General features: G+C 49.3%; 10 protein-coding genes. 4 read left to right on the top strand and 6 right to left on the bottom strand.

Translation table 11 applies throughout. The annotated features are described in order from the left end of the window. The first annotated feature begins 234 nt into the window (after positions 1-234). The gene (locus CRO57_RS17290; RefSeq protein ID WP_097154726.1) at positions 235-1,842 is read left to right on the top strand and encodes a BCCT family transporter; all 1,608 of its coding nucleotides are present in this window, start codon (positions 235-237) and stop codon (positions 1,840-1,842) included. Positions 1,843-2,022: 180 nt separating this feature from the next. Here CRO57_RS17290 and CRO57_RS17285 read toward each other — a convergent pair whose 3' ends face one another. Next, a complete protein-coding gene (locus tag CRO57_RS17285) occupies positions 2,023-2,916 on the bottom strand; it encodes a LysR family transcriptional regulator (RefSeq protein WP_097154725.1) in 894 nt (297 codons plus the stop codon). 83 nt (positions 2,917-2,999) lie between these two features. Between CRO57_RS17285 and CRO57_RS17280 the strand changes: the two genes are divergently transcribed. Next, entirely contained in the window at positions 3,000-6,434 is a 3,435-nt protein-coding gene (locus CRO57_RS17280) for a molybdopterin-dependent oxidoreductase (RefSeq protein WP_097154724.1), read from the top strand. Between the two features lie 98 nt (positions 6,435-6,532). Here CRO57_RS17280 and CRO57_RS17275 read toward each other — a convergent pair whose 3' ends face one another. From CRO57_RS17275 to CRO57_RS17255, 5 genes are all read right to left on the bottom strand, one after another. Further along, entirely contained in the window at positions 6,533-7,654 is a 1,122-nt protein-coding gene (locus CRO57_RS17275; protein WP_097154723.1) for an ABC transporter ATP-binding protein, read from the bottom strand. A 70-nt stretch (positions 7,655-7,724) separates the two neighbouring features. Continuing rightward, on the bottom strand, positions 7,725-8,570 hold the full coding sequence (locus tag CRO57_RS17270; protein WP_170956153.1) for a carbohydrate ABC transporter permease: 846 nt from the start codon (positions 8,568-8,570) through the stop codon (positions 7,725-7,727). A 12-nt stretch (positions 8,571-8,582) separates the two neighbouring features. Next, positions 8,583-9,494: a carbohydrate ABC transporter permease gene (locus tag CRO57_RS17265; RefSeq protein WP_097154722.1), complete on the bottom strand. Its 912-nt coding sequence runs from the start codon at positions 9,492-9,494 to the stop codon at positions 8,583-8,585. Positions 9,495-9,621: 127 nt separating this feature from the next. Then, positions 9,622-10,896, bottom strand: coding sequence for an ABC transporter substrate-binding protein (locus CRO57_RS17260; RefSeq protein ID WP_097154721.1), 1,275 nt, complete (start codon positions 10,894-10,896; stop codon positions 9,622-9,624). Between the two features lie 110 nt (positions 10,897-11,006). Next, positions 11,007-11,915: an N-acetylmuramic acid 6-phosphate etherase gene (locus CRO57_RS17255; protein WP_097154720.1), complete on the bottom strand. Its 909-nt coding sequence runs from the start codon at positions 11,913-11,915 to the stop codon at positions 11,007-11,009. A 207-nt stretch (positions 11,916-12,122) separates the two neighbouring features. On the opposite strand from CRO57_RS17255, the gene CRO57_RS17250 reads away from it, so the two are divergent. Together CRO57_RS17250 and CRO57_RS17245 are read left to right on the top strand one after the other, a co-directional pair. After that, positions 12,123-13,103 carry a glucosamine kinase nucleotide-binding domain-containing protein gene (locus CRO57_RS17250; RefSeq protein ID WP_097154719.1) on the top strand — a complete coding sequence of 327 codons (981 nt, stop codon included), beginning with the start codon at positions 12,123-12,125 and terminating at the stop codon, positions 13,101-13,103. Then, positions 13,096-13,851: a GntR family transcriptional regulator gene (locus CRO57_RS17245; RefSeq protein WP_244580133.1), complete on the top strand. Its 756-nt coding sequence runs from the start codon at positions 13,096-13,098 to the stop codon at positions 13,849-13,851. Before CRO57_RS17250 ends, CRO57_RS17245 begins: the two co-directional genes overlap by 8 nt. The last annotated feature ends 16 nt before the right edge of the window (positions 13,852-13,867 follow it).

The following is a 13,867-nucleotide window of genomic DNA, read 5'->3' as shown; positions in this document are numbered from 1 at the left end:
CCATTTTTGAAGACCAAATCAGATGATCATAATGACACGGCTGAGCAGAGAGAATTTTGTTCACAACTATTGCGAAGATGGATGGTGAACAGCATTTGACCCTTTTTCGGCGGATTTAGAAGGATTGATGTCGCTTTTTGACCACCGAGAGCAAGGGCACGGCGTGATCCTAACTGGAAGGCCCTGTGTTATCCGACATGGGTATAATCATAAATTCACTGTGGGGAGGAGTTAATGGTCGATTCAGAAACTACGAATGATCAGGAAAACGATACTCATTACCAACTTGGGCAAGACAATGTTCAAGTCATGGGGTTGGATATTCACAACCCCGTTTTCGCAATCTCGGCTGTGGTCATTGTGGCCTTTGTTGTTATCTCACTTCTGTTTCAGGAAAGTGCAGGTGCATTTTTTGGTTGGTTACGCCCTACCATGACCAATACCTTTGACTGGGTGTTGCTATCATCAGCCAATCTATTTGTCCTTTTCTCGTTGTTGTTGATTGTCACACCTTTGGGCAAAGTACGTTTGGGCGGCAAGGAAGCACGACCGGACTATTCCTATGCTGGCTGGTTTGCGATGCTTTTCGCAGCCGGCATGGGCATCGGCCTGATGTTCTTCGGTGTATCCGAACCATTGTCTCATTATGGCAGTTCCTTTGGTGGAACAGCTATGGAAAATGGCGTAAGGACAGACTGGGCACCTTTGGGCGGCGCTGCTGGCAATGTTGATGACGCGCGTCAGCTTGCCATGGCAGCAACCATTTTCCATTGGGGTCTGCATCCATGGGCAATCTATGCGATTGTGGCTTTGGCGCTTGCCTTCTTCAGCTATAATCGCGGACTTCCGTTAACGCTTCGCTCGGCATTTCAACCCATTCTGGGAGACCGAGTCTGGGGCTGGCCTGGGCATGTCATCGACATTCTGGGTGTCTTTGCGACATTGTTTGGTTTGGCAACATCACTGGGCCTTGGTGCAGAACAGGCTCTTGCCGGACTGAATTTCCTGTTCGGTGTTCCGGTAACTGGCACCATGAAGGTGGTTCTCATTCTTGGCATTACGGGTGTCGCCTTGATTTCCGTGGTTGCCGGTCTGGAAGCCGGGGTCAAGCGACTGTCCGAGATCAACATGGTCCTGGCAATCGGATTGCTGGCCTTCATCTTCCTGCTTGGCCCAACTGGTTTCATTGTTTCAGGTTTCTTTGAAAATATCGGTGCATACCTGCGTGAAATTGTTCCGCTCTCCAATCCGTTCGGTCGTGAAGACCAGAACTTCATGCAAGGTTGGACTGCCTTTTATTGGGCTTGGTGGATTTCCTGGGCACCTTTCGTGGGTATGTTCATTGCTCGCGTTTCCAAAGGCCGGACTGTGCGGGAATTCATCACTTGCGTTCTGATCATCCCAACAGTTGTCAGTATCTTTTGGATGTCCACCTTTGGTGGTGCCGCAATCGATCAAGTCGTAACCATGGGCAACGAAGCTGTTTCCAGTGCTGCTCAACCGGTCAAGCTGTTTGAAATGGTCAAGGCTTTCCCTCTTACTGAGGTTCTGTCCTTTGTCGGCATCGTTCTGGTCATCGTCTTCTTCGTCACCTCGTCTGATTCCGGATCATTGGTCATCGACGGCATCACAGCTGGTGGCAAGATTGATGCTCCGGTGGTCCAACGTGTTTTCTGGGCCATCTTCGAGGGTCTGATTGCAATTGCATTGCTGCTTGGCGGCGGGTTGGGTGCCTTGCAGGCGGCTGCAGTCGCAACAGGCGTCCCGTTCACTTTCGTGCTTCTTGGCATGATGGTCGCGATCTTTATGGGATTGCGAAAAGAGTACAAAATGTACAGCTAAATTTTTTGCCAATCTGACTGGTGAAAAGCTGAACAAAAACAATGCCCGGACGACTGTTTCTTCCGGGCATTGTTTTGAGTACCAACTTCCTCGGATTTCTTACAGTCTGGGTAAATTCATGTATGGGATGTATAAGAAGATTGGATCATAGTTCTGAAAATACAGAAATACATTTGCTAGTCACTTGCCACGGCAAATACACTTTATCAGCGCTCGCGTTACTGTGGTGGTCGAGTTTTCCTTCGGCCAAAATACACCCGTGTCCATATTTGGAACAGTATCACTCAAGTGTTTTCGAACGATGCGTTGCCCATCCAGCGACCATGACCTGTAAACCATGTCAGAAAGAATACTGACACCCATTCCCTGCGCAACCATACTACGTAGTGCTTCCATGGACTTGCTTTTATATAGAATCCGCGGAACAAAATCGTATTTTTCCCAAATCTGCCGCATTGTGTTCTCATGTTCGTCCATTGTGAGAAGAATATAGTTTTCGTTGTTTAACTCGGCAAAACTTACGGTTTCACGATCAGCAAGAGAATGATTGGCCGCTACCCAGAGGTTCCGAGGAGATGAAAGGACTTGGCGAAGCTGATAGCGTTCCGGGTTCGGCAGGTTTGACGTCAGCGCCAAACCCAGATCATAAGTGCCTGCAAACAATCCTTCTTCAATTTGCGGGCGGCTAGCTTCGGTCACCGATAGTCGTAATCCGGGATGGTCATGAGCTACTCTCTGCCAGACAACAGGCAGAAAATAACCGGAGATAGTATCTGTTACCGCTAGACGTACCGTTCCCGAGATATCGGATGCTATTTCTTTTGGCGCTTCTATTGCTTCATGCAACGAAGCCAATATGGCATTTGCATGGCGCAGAAAATCTTCTCCTTGCGGGGTCAATTCCATGCCATGAGACTTTCGGTTGAACAACCTATATCCCAGCAGGCTTTCTAACCGCCGAATAGCAATGGTAATCGAGGACTGCGTCACATTGATGAGCGCTGCAGCACGGGAAATTTGCCCGGCTTCAGCGGTGGCAACAAAAAATTCAAGCTGACGAATTGTAGGAAGCATAAATTTAATCAATATCACTAATAAAATATAAAAACTAGCTATTCCTCTGTCACCACATCAATATTGGTCGCGGAGGATACCAAATGCCATTATCTACGAAAGATGAGATTGACGGTTTCTGCTGCCTGTGCCGTTCACGTTGCGGCGCAAAGTTCAAGGTTTTGGATGGAAAGCTGATCGCTGCGATACCCGCTCCGGATCACCCCACCGGCAAAGCCCTTTGCCTGAAAGGGAAAGCAGCTCCCGAAATCTGGGACAATTCCGACCGTCTACTTTATCCCCTTCGCAGAACCAATCCAAAATCTGAATTCGATCCAGGTTGGGAACGCGTTTCATGGGAAACCGCCCTTGCCGACATAGCAGCACAGCTTGACGAGATCAGGTCTAATCATGGAGCAGAAGCGGTCGGTTTTGGCGTAACCACACCAAGCGGCACCCCGATAAGTGACTCTATCGAGTGGATTGAACGGTTCATTCGCCTGTTCGGAAGCCCCAATACTGTCTATGGCACAGAGATATGCAATTGGCACAAGGACCATGCACATAGATTCACATACGGATCAGGCATCCTCTATCCGGACTATAAGAACGCTGATGCAATTCTTTTGTGGGGCTTCAACCCTAGCGCAGTCTGGTTGGATCAGGCAACTCAGATTGCAGAAGCCAGAGCACAAGGTACCAAAATCATTTCGGTTGATCCCCGCAAAGCTGGTTATGCATTGGCAGCCGATCACTGGCTGCGTGTGATGCCGGGTCGGGATGGACCGCTTGCTTTAGGACTTGGTAACTTATTGATTGAACGCGGCGCATACGATGCTGATTTTCTTGCTCGGTGGAGCAACGCCAGTCTTTTGGTCAGAGATGATACCGGAGAGTTTTTGCGCGAGAAGGATCTGTCAGATATCGCCGATGCCAAACGTTATGTTGCTGTCAGCAATGATGGTGGCTTCGTATTCTATGATCCAATTAGCAAGACCTTTGACACCCCTCATGATTCGCTCGATCTACACGCTAAAATCAAAGTTGAAACCAACTCCGGTTGTATATCCTGCCGCTCTGCATTTTTACATTACATGGACGCCTGCGCACAATGGCCTGTTGAACGTGTGTCCGAAGAAACGACCATACCGGTACAAGACATTCTCAATGCAAGCGAAACGCTAATCAGAGCCGACCGAGTTGCCTATTATTGCTGGTCCGGGGTAGGGCAGCATGTCGATGCAACCCAGACCGACCGTGCGATTGCTTTGTTAATGGCCCTCAAGGGAGGATATGATAGATTTGGGGGAAATGTCGCCTATTCAAAACACCCGATGAACAATGTTTCTGGCTTTGATCTGTTTCCCGATGGTCAAATTGAAAAGGCATTGGGATATGAGGAAAGACCGCTTGGACCACCATCCCAAGGCTGGATTGCCGCACGAGATCTTTATCGGGCCATTCTTGAAGAAAAGCCTTATAAAATTCGCGCCTTGATTGGTTTCGGTTCCAATATGTCGGTTTCGCATGGGGACACCGAAATGGCTGTAACGGCATTGGAAGCACTGGATTTTCATGTTCAGATTGACAGTGTTGAAACACCTACAGCACGGTTTGCAGACTATCTCCTCCCAGCAAATACTCCTTGGGAACGAGAAGCATTACGTAATGGGTTCGAGGTCAGTCAAGAGGCAGAAAGCCTGATTCAACTTCGCCCCGCTGTGGTGGCATCAAAAGGAGAAACACGCTCGGATGTCGAGATTGTCTTCGACCTCGCAGTGCGACTTGGGATGGGTGACGCCTTTTTCGATGGAAACATCGACGCAGCGCGCGCATGGCAGTTGCTGCCTAGCAAATTGACACTTGGCGACCTGCGCGCGCAACCGAAAGGTATCTGTCGCCCACTTTCTTTCCGTGAAAGAAAATTTGCCGAGGCAACCAAAAACGGTATGCGTGGCTTTACCACTCCGACTGGTCTGGTTGAGATTTTTTCCGAACAACTATTGAACCACTGTTATGAACCTGTTCCGAGGTTTGAAGATCAGGTCTCTACAGATAGAACGGATGAATTTCCTCTGTGTCTTACAACCGCCAAAAGCGGATATTATTGCCATTCACAGCACCGTAATATCGTTTCCTTGCGCAAAAGAATGTCGAAACCACAGGTGCGAATTCATCCTGATACAGCGCGGGCACAGGGGCTTGAAGATGGCGATTGGGCCGAACTGTCCTCTCCACATGGTACAGCCAGAATGTATGTTGTGTTGGACCCCAATCTTCATCCAACCGTCGTTGTCGGTAGTTACGGCTGGTGGCAAGGCAATACGACCTTAAGTATGCCAAGTTATGATCCCTTTTCGAAAAAGGGATCAAATTATAACAGGCTGATCTCGGGCGAAACGCACGACCCGATCAGCGGCTCAGTTCCACATCGCTCTACTCGCTGCTCTATCAAACCGCTACCAGGGCGTGAGTTCGCAAAACCTGCGTGGCAAGGCTTCAGATCTGCTTTTGTACAGGAGCTCGAACAGGTTGCCCACGATTGTACACGCATCGCATTTTCAGTGGCGGAGATGGATACACTTCCTGATTTTCTGCCTGGTCAGCACATTACTCTCAAAGCCAACATACCCAGCAGTGATAAGCCGATCGTGCGTTGCTATTCACTGATTGGCAGTGCTGTTGATCCGGATCGACAGGTGTATCAGATTATGGTTCGATTTGTGCCTGCTCCGACCAATGCAAATGGGGTGCGGGATGGACTAATGTCGAGCTTTCTCAACAACGAGTTATATCCCGGAAGACATGTTGAATTAAGAGCACCATCCGGTCGTTTCATCCTTCCAATCAAGACAGACAGACCAATTGTAATGGTTGCGGGTGGCATTGGGGTTACACCTTTTTTGAGTTACCTGGAAACTTTGGCAGAACTTGATCTCTCTCATCCAGTCAGGTTGATCTACGCAAATCGTAACGGCTCGGGTCACGCCTATCGCGAGCGCATTTCCTTCCTTCAAGATCTGTTGCCCAACCTGCAGGTTATGAATATTTATAGTGATCCACTAGAATCGGATGTTTTGGGATCTTCGCACGATAAAACTGGATTTGTTGATACACACGATATTCTGCGAGACTGGCAAAATGCTATGCCGGAGGTTTATCAGTGCGGTCCACCGCCAATGATGGCAGAAGTTGAAAATGCACTTGTTCAAGCAGGGTATCCACCTGAGCGCATTCACAGAGAAGCATTTGCATCGTTGACCTCTGACAAATCAATTCCGGACGGACCATTTCAGGTGACTTTCGCAAAAACCGGAAGGACAATCGAATGGACCAAATCTTCGGGTAGCCTATTGGATTTGGCTGAAAATCATGGTCTTACGTTGGCCCATGGCTGTCGTGCCGGTCAATGTGAAAGCTGCCGTATCAAAATCGTGGAAGGATCAGCAATGCATTACACAGAACTTGCTTTTGATGAACAGAATCATTGCCTTGCCTGTCAGGCAGTTCCCATAACCAACATCACCATTGATAGCTGAAAACAGGAATAGATCGGCTTACCCACTCCTGATATACGGGTAAGCCATCATATGGGGAGGTCTGCTCTAGCTTTTGATTATTGCTCCGAATAAGTGATCTATTTCAAGCTCTGATGGATGACATCCGGAAGGCTAAGTCTTTCCAGAGCCAAGTCATCTTTATCGAAGAGATGGACGTTGGCAGGATCAAATGTCACCGTCAGCTCTTCCCCTCGCCGAACCGGGTTGAGGCCACCAATGGTAGCGGTCCAGGTCTGGTCTCCTGCAGCAATGCTCACCACTGTTTCGTTACCAAGGCGCTCCGTCAGCACAACCGTGCCATCCAAGGAACCAGACCCCTCACCAATATCGCTGAAATCACTGGGGCGCAGGCCAAGAGTGACGTCATCGCCTTGCGAAAGGCGCTCGGAACCCTTGAACTTTATTTTGCCCAATGTGAGATTGGGAACATCCAGCTGTATGCCCTCGTCATCAATCGAGGCGACTTTGCCTTTGATCAGATTCATCTTGGGAGAACCGATGAAACCGGCAACAAACAAGTTGGCTGGCTGGTGATAGAGTTCCAGTGGAGTGCCAACTTGTTGCAGCGTACCGTTATAGAGCACCACGATCTTGTCAGCCAATGTCATGGCTTCCACCTGATCATGCGTCACATAGATCATGGTGGCTTTGAGATCCCCGTGCAGACGCGCCAACTCGACACGCATGTCAGCGCGCAATGCTGCATCAAGATTGGAAAGCGGTTCATCGAACAAAAAGACTTGCGGATTGCGCACGATCGCCCGGCCAATCGCTACTCGTTGGCGCTGACCACCGGACAATTGGCGAGGATAACGGTCGAGATAATCTTCCAGTTGAAGAATGCGGGCCGCCTCCATCACCCGATCGTTGGTTGTGGATTTGTCTTCCTTGGAAACGGAAAGTCCAAAGGCCATATTCTTGTAAACATTCATATGCGGATAGAGGGCATAGGACTGAAAGACCATGGCAATGCCGCGATCCTTTGGCGAGAGATCGTTCATCAGCTTGTCACCAATATAGAGCTCTCCATCGGTGATGGTCTCCAAGCCCGCGATGGTCCGCAAAAGCGTGGATTTACCGCAACCGGACGGACCTACAAAGGCAACAAATTCGCCATCCTTGATATCGATATCAATGCCCTTGAGAACTTCGACAGGGCCAAATGATTTCTTGATTTTGTTTAGTTGAATAGAAGCCATGGGTCTGTTTGCCTGTATGAATGGTCAAAGGGTCGAATGGTCAGTAGATTGCAGGCTGGCCTTGATTGTGTCATTTAACCGCTCCTGCCGTGATACCACGGATAAGCTGGCGGGAGAAAAGCAGATAAAGCAGCAGGATCGGAAGAATTGCCAGCGTCAACGATGCCAAAACCGAGTTCCAGTCCGTCACATATTGGCCAATGAATTGCTGAACGCCCAACGTGATGGTGCGGGTTTCTTCACCCGGTGCCAGAATGAGCGGAAACCACAGATCGTTCCAGATAGGAACCATGGAAAAGACAGCAACCGTACCGAGAGCAGGACGACTGAGCGGCAAGATGATCTGGAAAAAGATCTTGTACTCACTCACACCATCACAGCGGGCTGCTTCCTTCAGATCATTTGGGATCTGGCGCATGAATTCCGAGAGGATAAAGATGATCAGTGGCAAGGCTTGCGCAATATAGACAAGGATCAGTGCAGTCAATGTATTGGCCAGATCCATCGCCACCATCAAGTTGAGAATGGAAACCGAGCCGAGACGTATCGGGATCATGATGCCGATGGCAAGATAAAGTCCCAATAAAGTATTACCCTTGAAGCGATATTCGGACAATGCCCAAGCCGCCATGGCACCGATGACAATGGAAATGACCAACGCTGTCACCGTCACGATCAGGGAATTGGAGAAATAGAGCAAAAAGTCCGAATTGATCAAAACTTTTTCAAAACCGATCAGAGAAAAGCTCTTTTCATCGGGCAGACCCAACGGATCACGGAAGATGGCTTTACGGCTTTTGAAGCTGTTTATGATGACCAGAAAAATAGGCCAGAGTGCCAGCAGGGTATAGGACAACAGAATGGTATGGATCATACCTGCTGAAAGGCCGCGTTTGGCGCGATGTTGCAAACTCATGATCTTGCCTCTCTACATTGCATAGCGTGTCAGGCGTCGCTGAATGAGCAGCAAATAGCCCATCACGCCAACAAGGATGACAAGGAACATCATGGTCGCGACCGTTGCACCCATTGTCGGGCTACCCAATTGCAACTGGAAGCCAAAGAAGGTGCGATAGAAGAAGGATCCCATGATATCGGTTGAGAAATTCGGCCCTGCCAAGGCACCCTTCACAGCATAGATCAGATCGAATGCGTTGAAGTTGGCAACAAAAGTCAAAATCGAAACCATAGCGATGGTGGGCAGGATCAAAGGAAACTTGATCCGCCAGAAGATCTTCCAGTGATTGGCACCATCAATCAGAGCAGCCTCGGTCAGATCTTCAGGGACATTAAGAAGGGCTGCATAGATCAACATCATGGGAATTCCGACAAACTGCCAGACCGAAATCAGGGAGAGAGTGATCAGTGCGGAGCCTTCCTCACCGAGCCAGGCATCATAATAATCGCCAAGCCCTACATTCCACATCAGACCTTCTGCAACACCCCAAAGCGGCGAGAGGATCAATTGCCAAATGAAACCGATGATCACGACAGACAACATGGTCGGCATGAAGATCAGAGTGCGATAGGAACCACGTGCGGTGAGTTTTGGCAGGCTCAGAATGGCTGCCAACATCAGTCCGATCGGATTCTGTACCAACATATGGATGGCGAAGAATTTGAGATTGTTGACCAGTGCATTCCAGAAAGGACCCGACCAGTTGGGGTCGCCAAACAGCGCAATATAATTGACAAGTCCGGCAAAAGAGAGCTCACCGGACTCGCTTTGATCATAGAAAGACAAGCGAATGGAATCCAGCAATGGGTAGATCATGAAGACCGAATAAATGAGGACGGCCGGGGCCAGAAAGACCCATATATGACTTCGGTTGTGTGTCATGATATCCCTTTGGATCTGTTGTTGTTTTCTTTGAGATCAGGCGAGCCTTTTGGGGACGTGAAAGGCTCGCCTGCTCGAAAGCTGGAAGGGATTTACATCAAACCTTCCAGCATACTTGGCTCTTGGCTTACATGCCTGGCTTGTACCAGCTATCCAGACCATCCTGCAGTTTCTTGGCCGCATCCTGTGGGCTCATGGTGCCATTGATCACCTGAACGGATGCATTCCAGAGCTCGTTTTCAAGGTTTGGCTTGCCACGAGATAGAATCTGGTAGGAGTTGCGGATGGTAGATTTGCATTTCCCACGCAGGGAAACAAATTCCTGAGCAACCGGGTCAGACAACTTCACATCATGATTGGACAGAGAGAAGAAACCCGGCAGTGAGTTGGAATAGATTTCGGCGAATTCAGCAGTTGCCATCCAGCTCAGGAACGTCTTGGCAGCTTCCATATTTTTGGATTTTGGATTGATGCCAAGTGCGATATCAGTGTGGTCCGAAATATAGCATTCTTCGCCTTTTGCAGGCAGAGGACCAAAAGCACCGAATTTGAAATCAGCTTGCGAATTGAAAGTTGCGATATCCCAGGACCCTGCCGCATAGATGGCGCCACGACCGAGCGTGAACAGGTTCTGGCTATCAGGATATTTCTGGGCCTTGAAGCCCTTACCCAAATATTCACCCCAGCTGGCCAATTCCGTCAGCGTATCGACATAAGGTTTGTCAGTCAGTTTGCCCTTACCTGCGATCAGGGCCTTGCGACCTTCCTCACCTTTCCAATAGTTAGGACCGATATTCTGAAAGCCCATGGTGGCTGCTTCCCACTGATCGGCAGTGCCCATCACAAGCGGAGTGTAGCGGCTCTTTTCCTTGATCGTTTTCAGAGTGGTGTAGAATTCTTCGCGAGTGGTTGGAACCGAAAGACCAAGCTCTTCAAAGATTTCCTTGTTATACATGAAACCATGAATAACAGAAGCCATTGGGAGACAGAAGGTTGCCTTACCATCATCAGTTTGCCAGGCAGATTTGGCTACATCAGAGAAATTTTCCAATCCAGACAGACCAGTAAGATCAGTCAGATTCCCTTTCTTGTAGAGATCGAGCGAGGTATCAAATGGACGACAGGTGATGAGGTCAGCAGCTGTGCCGCCAGCCAGCTTGGCATTCAGGCTGGCATTATATTCAGCTGGAGGGGAGGCCTCGAACACAACTTCAATGTCAGGATGTTTGGCATTGAAGGCTGGAATGATCTTGTTGCGCCAGATGTCGATGTCATCATTGCGCCAGCTGTCAATCGTCAGCTTGCCAGCTGCGTCTGCAGATGCTGCAGCGCCGAGAAGTGTACCAACTGCAATCGCAAATGCGCAGGTGCCGTTGAGCAAGGAAGATTTTGATAGAGTCATATGAACGTCCTCCCAAGACGTAAGATGAAAATAATCAGCGTCAGTTCAACCTGATCTGGTCAGGTTAGGCCTGGCGCTTTGGCTAGTAATCCTGCTCCAAAAGAGCAGCGTCAGTTTGAGGCCTGCACTTCTGCGAGTGCTTGGCGCAAATTTCCGTCCTTTTCCCGCAACAAACTCTCGGCCTGCTGGGGTTTCATGTTGCTGGCGATCAGAATAGCGAGTTTGACATCGCCGTTGGCCTTGATCAGAGCCTCATTGGCAAGCTTTGTCGTGCTTTGAGCCAGATCAGAAACAATCTGCTCGGCACGACCTTGCAACTTCTCATTATCGACGATGAGATTGACCATGCGCCCGTCCACCACATAACCAAGACGGGTCATCAACAAGGTAGAGAAGCTGGTAAGAGCAGCCCTCTGTGCGGTTCCCGCAGCCATGCGCGTGGAACCTGCCAGAACTTCCGCGCCTGTTTCCAACAGGATGGCATGATCAGCAATATCAAACAAAGAAGCATTTCGATTGTTGGCGATACCAATGATAAGGGCGCCCTTGTTTTTGGCAGTTTGAGCCATTTGCATCGTATAGGGCGTTGATCCGCTGGCGGCGACTGCAATCACCACATCACGATCATTGAACTGCGCCTGATCAGCATCACGCAGAGCCTGCTCCTGATCATCTTCACAATCGCCGATGGGACGCAGGCGAGCAATATCGCCTCCGGCCATGAGAAACAGGATGCGTTCCATAGGCCAGCCAAAGGTTGGTGACAATTCCATGGCATCTTGCATGGCCAACAAGCCCGATGTGCCTGCGCCAATATAGGCAAGACGTCCGGGCTTGGATGTTGATATATCTTGAAGGCGCTTTGTTGCGGACTGAACAGCATTCTCCAAAGCAGGCAAGGTTGGGCGCAGACTCGATATGGCGGCCATCTGACCTTCCCAGATGGCACTCAGGATTGATTGGTCGTCCCAAAGATCAAAGTCCTTGTATCTCGGCGAAATATCTTCCGTATGAACCATATGACAGCCTCCATTGCCAATACCAACATAATACCAAAATAACCCGCTTGGATATAAAAAAATTTATTGGCTGTGCATTCTTTTTAATTTTATATATAAATATCAAATAACTAATACAATAAACAATCTAATTCCAGTTTGATCAATCTGACAATATTTCATTAATTTTCATCGTTCTTCTTGAAATTGGTTTTAATTGGTTCTTTAATGTCGATGAACCAAAAAGATGAGGAAGCCATGGCAACGGCCAGCTACATTTTGGGAATTGATGGTGGTGGTACCAATTGCCGGGGCCGTCTTCGTGACACCAATGGCCAGATCCTCGGTGAGGCTATGGGTGGCCCTGCCAATACTCGATTGGGTGTTGCTGCTGCTCACGAGCAAGTATTGATGGTCTGCATAGAGACCCTTAAAGCGGCCTCACTTATATCATCGGACTGCAAGCCAGATGATGATGAAGTCAATGTCGCCTTGGGGCAGACCCGTCTTGGCGTTGGCCTTGCCGGTCTTCATCTGGAAAGCCAGTTGGATGATTTTCTGAACTGGGATCATTCGTTTGCAAGCCTTGAAGCCTGCAATGATGCCCATATTGCATGTCTTGGGGCACATGATGGTGAGGTTGAAGGCAAAGGCATCCTTATTCTGGGAACCGGTTCCTGCGGCTATGGTTTCAAGGATGGATCACCTGTCAATATTGGTGGGTGGGGCTTCAAGATTTCCGATATGTCATCCGGCGCTGTGACCGGATATCTGGCGGTCCGTCATGCACTGGCCGTTCTGGATCAGATTTATCCATCCACGGGTCTCAGTGAAGAAATCTTGCAGCATTTTTCCCATGATGCCGAGACATTGGTTTTGTGGAGCGATAAAGCCCGCCCAACTGATTATGGCCAATTCACCAAGCTGGTGGTGCACCATGCCAATGAAGGGGATGAAGCTGCCCTTGATCTGATGCGAACATGTGGCAGGCAAACCGAGGCGATGTTAGGAGCCATGAAAACCAGAGGTATTGAAGCGGTCTCTCTAGTGGGTGGTTTCGCCGAACATGTGGAACCCTACCTACGATCTGAAATGAAAAAGATGCTGGTGCCACGTTTTCACGATGCCAGGGATGGTGCCATCCTTTTGGCTGGAGGCGTGATCGGACAACCATCTATGTTGAAACATGAGGATGCAACCGGTGAGTGATCAATCTAATCTGATCAATATTTTGCGCGAGGAAACCAATCTTGCTGCAAAGAGCGCTACTCCGCTCTATTTACGCGTTCAACGTGGCCTGGAGCAGGCTATTGAAGCGGGAATGATAGCAGTCAATGATGCGTTGCCGGCAGAACGTGAACTTGCCAACGCTCTGGGGGTTTCCCGTGTTACTGTACGCAATGCCGTCCGGGCATTGGTTGACAAGGGCATGTTGGTACAGCGTCATGGTGCAGGAACCTTTGTAGCCTCACGCGTTGAACAACCTCTCAAGCAATTGACCGGTTTTACCGAAGATATGAGCGAGCGCGGCATGGCTGTGAATGTGCAATGGCTCGATCGATCCGTTGGACTGCCAACCCCCGAAGAGTGCGAGGCGCTTAATATCGACAGCTCAACAGCCGTCTCAAGACTCTATCGTTTGCGGCTCGCAGACGAAAAACCCATGTGTATCGAACATGCTGTTTTGCCGATAACACATCTTGAAGACCCAACCGTCGTTGAAACCTCCCTGTATGATTATCTGGAAGAGCAGAAAAGACGCCCCACGCGGGCGATCCAGAAGCTTTCCGCCCGACTTCTGGATATCAGTCATGCCCACTTGCTGGGTGTTCCCACCGGTTCACCCTGCTTGTATATCGAGCGAACATCCTTCCTGCCCAATGATGAAGCAATAGAATTTGTTCGCTCGTATTATCGCGGCGATTCCTATGAGTTTGTTGCCGAATTACGGCTCTAAAAAATCAAATGAGACA

The organism is Cohaesibacter gelatinilyticus, from assembly GCF_900215605.1.
Classification (GTDB): domain Bacteria; phylum Pseudomonadota; class Alphaproteobacteria; order Rhizobiales; family Cohaesibacteraceae; genus Cohaesibacter; species Cohaesibacter gelatinilyticus.
Note: the sequence above shows the minus strand (reverse complement) of the source record. Positions and strands in the feature narration are given on the sequence as shown.

What these genes read in the sequence shown, in the direction of transcription:
- CRO57_RS17280 (WP_097154724.1), top strand. Translation starts at nt 3,000, where the DNA reads ATGCCATTATCTACGAAAGATGAGATTGACGGTTTCTGCTGCCTGTGC.
- CRO57_RS17260 (WP_097154721.1), bottom strand. Translation starts at nt 10,896, where the DNA reads ATGACTCTATCAAAATCTTCCTTGCTCAACGGCACCTGCGCATTTGCG.
- CRO57_RS17250 (WP_097154719.1), top strand. Translation starts at nt 12,123, where the DNA reads ATGTCGATGAACCAAAAAGATGAGGAAGCCATGGCAACGGCCAGCTAC.
- CRO57_RS17290 (WP_097154726.1), top strand. Translation starts at nt 235, where the DNA reads ATGGTCGATTCAGAAACTACGAATGATCAGGAAAACGATACTCATTAC.
- CRO57_RS17265 (WP_097154722.1), bottom strand. Translation starts at nt 9,494, where the DNA reads ATGACACACAACCGAAGTCATATATGGGTCTTTCTGGCCCCGGCCGTC.
- CRO57_RS17285 (WP_097154725.1), bottom strand. Translation starts at nt 2,916, where the DNA reads ATGCTTCCTACAATTCGTCAGCTTGAATTTTTTGTTGCCACCGCTGAA.
- CRO57_RS17270 (WP_170956153.1), bottom strand. Translation starts at nt 8,570, where the DNA reads ATGAGTTTGCAACATCGCGCCAAACGCGGCCTTTCAGCAGGTATGATC.
- CRO57_RS17275 (WP_097154723.1), bottom strand. Translation starts at nt 7,654, where the DNA reads ATGGCTTCTATTCAACTAAACAAAATCAAGAAATCATTTGGCCCTGTC.
- CRO57_RS17255 (WP_097154720.1), bottom strand. Translation starts at nt 11,915, where the DNA reads ATGGTTCATACGGAAGATATTTCGCCGAGATACAAGGACTTTGATCTT.